Here is a 6,517-nt window from a genome sequence, read left to right as displayed (position 1 = left end):
CGCTTCGAGGGCGAAAACCACGGCTTTCGGGCGACAACGCGCGCGGATCGTCCCTGGACGCACGAACGGCCCGGTCATCGACCGGGCCGTTCGCTGTGCTTGCTGCAGAAGCGCTATTCGGCGGCAGGAGCCTCTTCGACGAGGGCGTCCACCGCGGCGGCTTCCTCGGCCGTAGCCTCGGGAGCGGTCTCGGCGGCAGCCTCAGCCTCGGCGGCCTTCTTAGCCTCGGCCTCGGACTTCTTGGCGAACTCCTCGGCGCGCTTGGCCTTCTCGGCGGCCTTCGCCTCGCGCTCGGCCTTCTTCTTGGCCTCGGCCTCGGCGATAGCGGCGGCACGCGCGGCCTTCTTGGCGGCCTCGCGCTCGGCCACGGTCTCCTTCGCGGCACCGAACTTGTCGGCGAAGCGCTGGACGCGTCCGCCGGTGTCGACGAAGCGCTGCTGGCCGGTGTAGAACGGATGGCACACATTGCAGATGTCGATCTTCAGCTCAGGCTTCGTCGAACGGGTCTGGAACGTGTTGCCGCAGCTGCACTTGACCGTGCAGTCCACGTACTCCGGATGAATACCCTGTTTCATTATGGTTCTCCTTTACGGGCCTTGGTTTCCGACCAAGGCGAAGACAAGCCTTTGCACTATAGCACAGTCGACGCCGCAACGCACGCGTTTTCTCCGGAAATTCCCAACCTAAGCGAGGAACGCCTCGTTCACCGGAAGATGATACGCCTCGGCGATGCCGCGCAGGCCCTCGTCGGGAATGGCGCTGGCGAACCGGTCGCTGCCGCCGTTCATCGCGCGCGTCTGCGCGTAGACGGTCGCGGCCTTGTCGATGGTCTGCGCCAGCCCGAACGTCGAGTCGAAGTCGTTCCCAGCGCAGAACAGGCCGTGGTGAGCCCAAACGCATGCGTCGTAGACGCGCATGGCGTCGGCCGTGGCGCTGGCGATCTCAGGGCCGCCCGGCACCATCCACGGCACTACTCCGATGCCCTTCGGAAACGCGATCATGGCCTCCATCAGCATCTTCCACAGCGCACGGGTGAACGTGCGCGCATCGAGCGGCAGCACGTTGGTCAGCGCCACCACGTTTGCGGGATGGGCGTGGTACAGCACCCGGCCCGTGCCGCCGGTCGCCTCCTTGCGTACCGACTGGATGGCTGCGTAGCTGGGGAACTCGCTCGTGGGCACGCCGCCGTTCTTGAAGCCCCACACGATGCGCCACGCGTCGCCCGCGGCGTTGACCTCCACGATGCCCGCGCCCGTGTCGGGGTCCAGCGCCACGTTGCGCATGTGCGCTCCCGCGGCCGTCACCAGGAAGAACTCGCCGCCCAGGTTGGCGGCCTGCACGCCTAGCGGCACCCACGAGCTGGGATTGTCGTAGAAGAACGAGCGGCTGGATGCCACGTCCTCCGGCGCAAGCCGGTACGACGCGTTGCCGCCGTTGCTCTCATGCCATCCCTGGCTCGAGCCCTCGCTGCACAGGCGCGCGAACCCTTTCACGAACGCCTGCTGCTCCACCGCCACGCCCGAGACGGCGCCCTTCGCCGCCGACACGCCGCGGTCGAGCACTTCCTGCGCATTGTCGAAGAAACCCATGGTCAACTCCTTATCCGAAGCCTATCGTCCGTTATCTGCCGCATACGGCCGGCACCGTCCGCCGCGGCCTATAGCCCGCCGTCGCCTTCGCCGGGACGTATCTGCACGACGTACATCACGTTGGTGGCGGCCGCCGCGCCGTCGCCCGGCTCGCCGATGGTGGGACTCGTGGAGGGATCGCCCGCCGTGAACACCGCGAGGTCGCCCGGTCGCACGAGCCCGTTCTCCAGCACGGCGTCGTGCGCCTGCTCGACGACGTGGCGCATGTCGCCCTGCACATCGCCGAGCATGGGCGTCACGCCCCAGTTGAGCTGCTGCTGGCGCATGACGCGCGGAAACGGCGTGACCGCGAGGATGGGCACGCGCGGGCGCAGGTTCGACACGAGTCGCGCCGTGCGACCGGACATCGTAGGCGCGACGATGCAAGCGGCGCCCACGTTCTCGGCCGTCTGCACGGCGGCCAGCCCTACGGCCAGCGCCACGCGCGCCTTGTCGCGGCTGCGGTCGGGCGCGCGCTCGTCGAACAAGTAGGGCTCGCTCGACTCGGCGATGCGCGCCATCATGCGCACGGCCTCCACCGGGTAGCGCCCGCCGGCCGTCTCGCCCGACAGCATCACGGCATCGGTGCCGTCGTAGATGGCGTTCGCCACGTCGCCCACCTCGGCGCGCGTAGGACGCGGGTTGCGTATCATAGAGTCCAGCATCTGGGTTGCCGTGATCACCGGCTTCGACGCGCGGTTCGACGCGCGGATGATCTCCTTCTGGATGTGCGGCACCTTGTGAGCCGGCACCTCCACGCCCAAGTCGCCACGCGCCACCATCACGCCGTCGGCCGCTTCGATGATGTCCTCGAAGTTCTCCACCGCCTCGGCGCATTCGATCTTCGCGATCAAGCACACGCCCTCGCCGCCGTGCTCGTCGAGGAAACGCCGCAACTCGCGCACGCCCTCGGCGTTGCGCACGAACGAGGCCGCTACGAAGTCGACATCCTGATCGATGCCGAAGACGAGGTCGGCCCGATCCTGGTCGGTCATCACGGGCAGCGGCACGCTGGCGCCGGGGATGTTGACGGACTTGCGCTCGCCCAACAGCCCGCTGTTGCGCACCGTGCAGCGGATGTCCGAGCCTTCGACCGCCTCCACCCGAAGCTCGATGAGCCCGTCGTCCAGCAGGATGGGCTGGCCGGGCCCGACGACGCGCGCCAACCCCGCGCAGGTTTGCGAGACCAGCTGCGCCGTGCCGTCCACCACGCGCTCGGTGAGCACGAGGGAACCGCCCTCCCGCAGCTCCACGGGACGTCCGCCCGCAAGCGAGCCCGTGCGGATCTCGGGGCCGCGAGTATCCAGCAGGATGGCGCACGGCGAGCCGAGGTCGCGACGCACGCGTTTCAGCAGATCCATGCGCGCCCGGTGTTCGTCGTGCGAGCCGTGCGAGAAGTTGAAACGCGCCACGTCCATGCCTGCGGACAGCAGCCCGCGCAGGGCGGTCTCGTCGTCGACGGCAGGTCCCAGCGTGCAAACGATCTTCGTGCGTCTTGCCATGCTCCTCCTCGATCGCGCCCGTTCCATGGGATCCATCATACCGTGAAATCCCCGCGAGCCCCCGTCGCGCCACCCCAATCCGACGAGTCTGCACACAAGCGCGGCGTCTCCGAGCGGCAACGGGCTTCGAAGCCGCCTTCGGATCCTCGCGCGCTGCGCGAGATCCTTCGACTCGCTTGCGCGCGCCCAGGATGGCGAACGGAGATCCGCTAACTCAGGATGGCGGCATGCATGCTCTTCCCTTCCGAGCAGACGTCCCGACCGCACGCCTGGCGCATGACCTCCCGAGAAACGTCTCGCCCCAGGGATCGCACGCCCCGTCGGACGACCTCCCAAGCAGCTTGCAGACGCACGGAGGCTCCCCTGATGGCGAAAAAGCATCGAATTCGGAAGAAATCGAGCGCCCCGATGAGACCCTGCGCGCGGCGGCGAAAGAAGAGACGCCCGCGAACAGGAGCGATACAGGAGGAGGCCTCCCGACGAACCCGCAGCCCCGTCGGGGACTTCCGAATTCGATGCTTTTTCGCCATCCGAGGAGCCGTCGGAAGCTCGGAGGCCATGGCGCGCGGGCGAGACGGATGCGGGGATGGGCCGCTCGGGCGGCAAGCGCGACGCATGGTGCGAACCCCGCGCAGCCGCGCCGCGCGGGCAAAACGCCAAACGCGACCGAACGAGTGCCTAAACGCCCATTCAGCACAAATGTTTCACGTGAAACATCCGCAGCGGTAACACGCGCGCCGACCGCAACGCAAACGAAAACGCCCGCCCCGCGAAGCGGGACGGGCGCGTCATGCGCGAAACGCAGGGCCGTCTACACCTCAGCGACCCAAAGGCCGTGCAGGTTGCAGTACTCGTACACCTTGAGAGCCTCATCGCCTTCGGCAATGGCGAAGTCGGCGACGGGAGCATCCTCCGGCGTCAGCTCGACGATCTGGTAGCCGTTCTTCGTGACCAGGCAGATGAACGTGATGTAGTGCTCCGGAGTCATGGGATGCAGCGTGCTGCCCACCTCGACGTGCACGTTCGAGCCGTCGACGCGCACCACGGGCACGTGCTTCTCGACCGCGGCATCGGTGGTATTGGCAGTGAGCTCGGTCATCTTCTCGCCACAGCACACCAGCGGCACGCCCGCGTCGAACGGCTTGATGGCGATGTTGCCGCAGTGCATGCACTTGTAGAACTTGAGATCCATGGGAAGTCCCCCTTCGTCGTCTGATAAAACTTGCAGCCAATATGATCTGTTGCCAGTTTAGCTTCGCCCGGCAAGCAAACCGTTACCGCAGGCAAGGTTGCCGCCGAACCGTAACCAATCGCACGGCTTAGCGAGTCGAAGCCTCGAGGAGCCGTGCGTTCGATTCCCTTATATGTTACTCAGATTGTTTCATTTCAGGAAGCCCTTTTTGGGGCTTTTTCACGACAAGCGCATAAACCAGCACGCCGGCGCCCACGAGGATCAGCGGCACCGATAACAGCTGCCCCATGGTAAGCCAGCCACCCCATAGATAGCCCAGCTGCGCGTCGGGCTCGCGCACAAACTCGACGAGGAAGCGGAAGCATCCGTACATGACGAGGAACGTGCCCAGAAACGTGCCGCGCGGACGCGGCGGCATGCGTCGCGACAGCAGATACAGCACGGCGAAGATGACGACGCCCTCGAGAAAGGCCTCGTAAAGCTGCGACGGATGGCGCGGCATCGTGCCCGCGGCGCCTCCGAACACCACGCCCCAGGCGGCGTCGGTGGGCGCGCCCCACAGCTCGCCGTTGATGAAGTTCGCGCAGCGGCCGAACAGCAGGCCCAGCGGCGCGCCGATGCAGCCGAGGTCGGCCAACGTGAGGTACGGGATACGAGTGAGCTTCGCAGCCGCGATGCCCGCCAAAAGCGCGCCTATAAGCCCGCCGTGGAAGCTCATACCGCCTTTGTTGAACGCGAGGATCTGCTCGGGATGCTGGAAATAGTACCCCTCGCCGTAGAACAGCACGTAACCCAGCCGTCCGCCCACGATGACGCCTATGATGACGCAGAACATGATGGTCAGCAGTGAATCCGCATCCACGCGCACGCGCCAGCGGCGCGCGACGCGCCAGATGACGAGGCCCGCGAAAACGAAGCCCAGCACGTAGGCGACGCCGTACCAGCGCACGGTGAACGGGCCGAACGCGAACAGGACGGGATCGATGGATTGGTAGATGTCGTTGAGCATGTCGTTCCTTCGCAGCCCGCGCGGCACGGGCATTCGGTTGTCGTTCGAACCGCATAGAAAAAAGTTCCGCCGGCACGATGCCGACGGAACCGCTACTCAAGGCCCATGCCGGCGCCCACTTCGAGGGCGGCGAACCGCACCTCCTCGTACAGCTGCGGCGGAATGGGCTGCATGCTGGACACGGTGGCTTTGCAGTGCGGGCAGCGCAGCGTGAACATCGCGAGATCGGCGCGCACCACCATCATGGACTCATAACGGCACACGTCCAAACCGACCGCCCCGCACGCAGGACAGGTCACGCCTTTGCTCATAGGTTCACGCTCCTCTCGCTTCGTCGCCCGCCTTCCTTCGTCTTCATTGTAGCAGAACTCGTCGAGCGCGCTCCCGCGATTGGAAACGCCCCGGCAACGCAGGAGAGGCTCCTCACGACCCGACGACGCGCTCCAGGAAGAAAGCATGCACGCGGGAATCGTCGGTGAGCTCGGGATGGAACGCCGCGGCCAGCGCGCGGCCTTCGCGGACGGCCAGCGGCTCGCCGTCCTCGGACGTGCTGAGCACCTCCACGCCCTCGCCGAGATCGGCGAAGCGCGGGGCGCGGATGAACACGCCCTTCACCGGGTCGCCCTCGATGCCCGCCCACGGCACCGTCGTCTCGAACGAGTCGATCTGCCGCCCATAGGCGTTGCGGCGGATACGCACGTCCATCAGCGCCAACGGCTCCTGGTCGGAGCGGGCCCCCTCGATGTCGCGCGCCATGAGTATAGCACCGGCGCACGTGCCGAACACGGCCATGCCGGCCGCATGCGCGGCGCGCAACGGCCCGTACATGCCGTGGATGGCCAGAAGCTTCGCGATGGCCGTGGACTCGCCGCCCGGGATCACCAGGCCGTCCAGCCTTTCCAGCTCGGATGGCCAGCGCACGAGGCGCGTGTCGGCCCCCAGGCCTTCCAGCATCCGCCGATGCTCCCGGAAGGCGCCCTGCAAGGCCAGGACGCCGATCGTCTTTCTCACAGGTTCCATTGACACCTCCCTGGTTGGCGTAGTAAGTCAGCGAGGGGCGCCGAGGCGCCCCGAATTCGTGGGATGGCGGAGGCGCCGCGTACTTCGGTACGCAAACCTTCGACATCGCGCGAAGGCGGGGCACCTCGGTGCGCCGCAGCGTCGAGCAGTTCCGGCGGCTGGCAAG

General features: G+C 66.7%; 7 protein-coding genes. All 7 read right to left on the bottom strand.

The annotated features are described in order from the left end of the window. Positions 1–113: 113 nt before the first annotated feature. The 7 genes from rpmE to pdxT all read right to left on the bottom strand — a co-directional run bounded on the left by rpmE (position 114) and on the right by pdxT (position 6,351). Positions 114–575, bottom strand: coding sequence for a 50S ribosomal protein L31 (rpmE, locus tag GT613_RS06575; RefSeq protein ID WP_009304752.1), 462 nt, complete (start codon positions 573–575; stop codon positions 114–116). Between the two features lie 108 nt (positions 576–683). After that, positions 684–1,589, bottom strand: coding sequence for a rhamnulose-1-phosphate aldolase (gene rhaD / locus GT613_RS06570; protein WP_161172566.1), 906 nt, complete (start codon positions 1,587–1,589; stop codon positions 684–686). Positions 1,590–1,657: 68 nt separating this feature from the next. Beyond that, the gene (gene pyk / locus GT613_RS06565; protein ID WP_035577283.1) at positions 1,658–3,130 is read right to left on the bottom strand and encodes a pyruvate kinase; all 1,473 of its coding nucleotides are present in this window, start codon (positions 3,128–3,130) and stop codon (positions 1,658–1,660) included. A gap of 811 nt (positions 3,131–3,941) precedes the next feature. Beyond that, positions 3,942–4,322 carry a desulfoferrodoxin family protein gene (locus GT613_RS06560; RefSeq protein ID WP_009304755.1) on the bottom strand — a complete coding sequence of 127 codons (381 nt, stop codon included), beginning with the start codon at positions 4,320–4,322 and terminating at the stop codon, positions 3,942–3,944. A gap of 175 nt (positions 4,323–4,497) precedes the next feature. Further along, a complete protein-coding gene (gene lgt / locus GT613_RS06555; RefSeq protein WP_009304756.1) occupies positions 4,498–5,331 on the bottom strand; it encodes a prolipoprotein diacylglyceryl transferase in 834 nt (277 codons plus the stop codon). Positions 5,332–5,423: 92 nt separating this feature from the next. Further along, positions 5,424–5,642 (bottom strand): hypothetical protein, encoded by a 219-nt coding sequence (locus tag GT613_RS06550; RefSeq protein ID WP_009304757.1) that lies wholly within the window; start codon positions 5,640–5,642, stop codon positions 5,424–5,426. A 112-nt stretch (positions 5,643–5,754) separates the two neighbouring features. Next, positions 5,755–6,351, bottom strand: a complete 597-nt coding sequence (pdxT, locus tag GT613_RS06545) for a pyridoxal 5'-phosphate synthase glutaminase subunit PdxT (protein WP_009304758.1) — start codon at positions 6,349–6,351, stop codon at positions 5,755–5,757. Positions 6,352–6,517 lie beyond the last annotated feature (166 nt).

Origin of the sequence: Eggerthella sp. BIOML-A4 (genome assembly GCF_009875575.1) — a bacterium.
Taxonomy (GTDB): Bacteria; Actinomycetota; Coriobacteriia; order Coriobacteriales; family Eggerthellaceae; genus Eggerthella; species Eggerthella lenta.
The sequence above is the reverse complement of the archived record's forward strand: the minus strand, read 5'-3'. Positions and strand labels throughout refer to the sequence as shown.

Excerpts from the sequence above, each read along its gene's own strand:
- pyk (WP_035577283.1), bottom strand. The coding sequence starts at position 3,130 with ATGGCAAGACGCACGAAGATCGTTTGCACGCTGGGACCTGCCGTCGAC.
- GT613_RS06560 (WP_009304755.1), bottom strand. The coding sequence starts at position 4,322 with ATGGATCTCAAGTTCTACAAGTGCATGCACTGCGGCAACATCGCCATC.
- lgt (WP_009304756.1), bottom strand. The coding sequence starts at position 5,331 with ATGCTCAACGACATCTACCAATCCATCGATCCCGTCCTGTTCGCGTTC.
- GT613_RS06550 (WP_009304757.1), bottom strand. The coding sequence starts at position 5,642 with ATGAGCAAAGGCGTGACCTGTCCTGCGTGCGGGGCGGTCGGTTTGGAC.
- rpmE (WP_009304752.1), bottom strand. The coding sequence starts at position 575 with ATGAAACAGGGTATTCATCCGGAGTACGTGGACTGCACGGTCAAGTGC.
- pdxT (WP_009304758.1), bottom strand. The coding sequence starts at position 6,351 with ATGGAACCTGTGAGAAAGACGATCGGCGTCCTGGCCTTGCAGGGCGCC.
- rhaD (WP_161172566.1), bottom strand. The coding sequence starts at position 1,589 with ATGGGTTTCTTCGACAATGCGCAGGAAGTGCTCGACCGCGGCGTGTCG.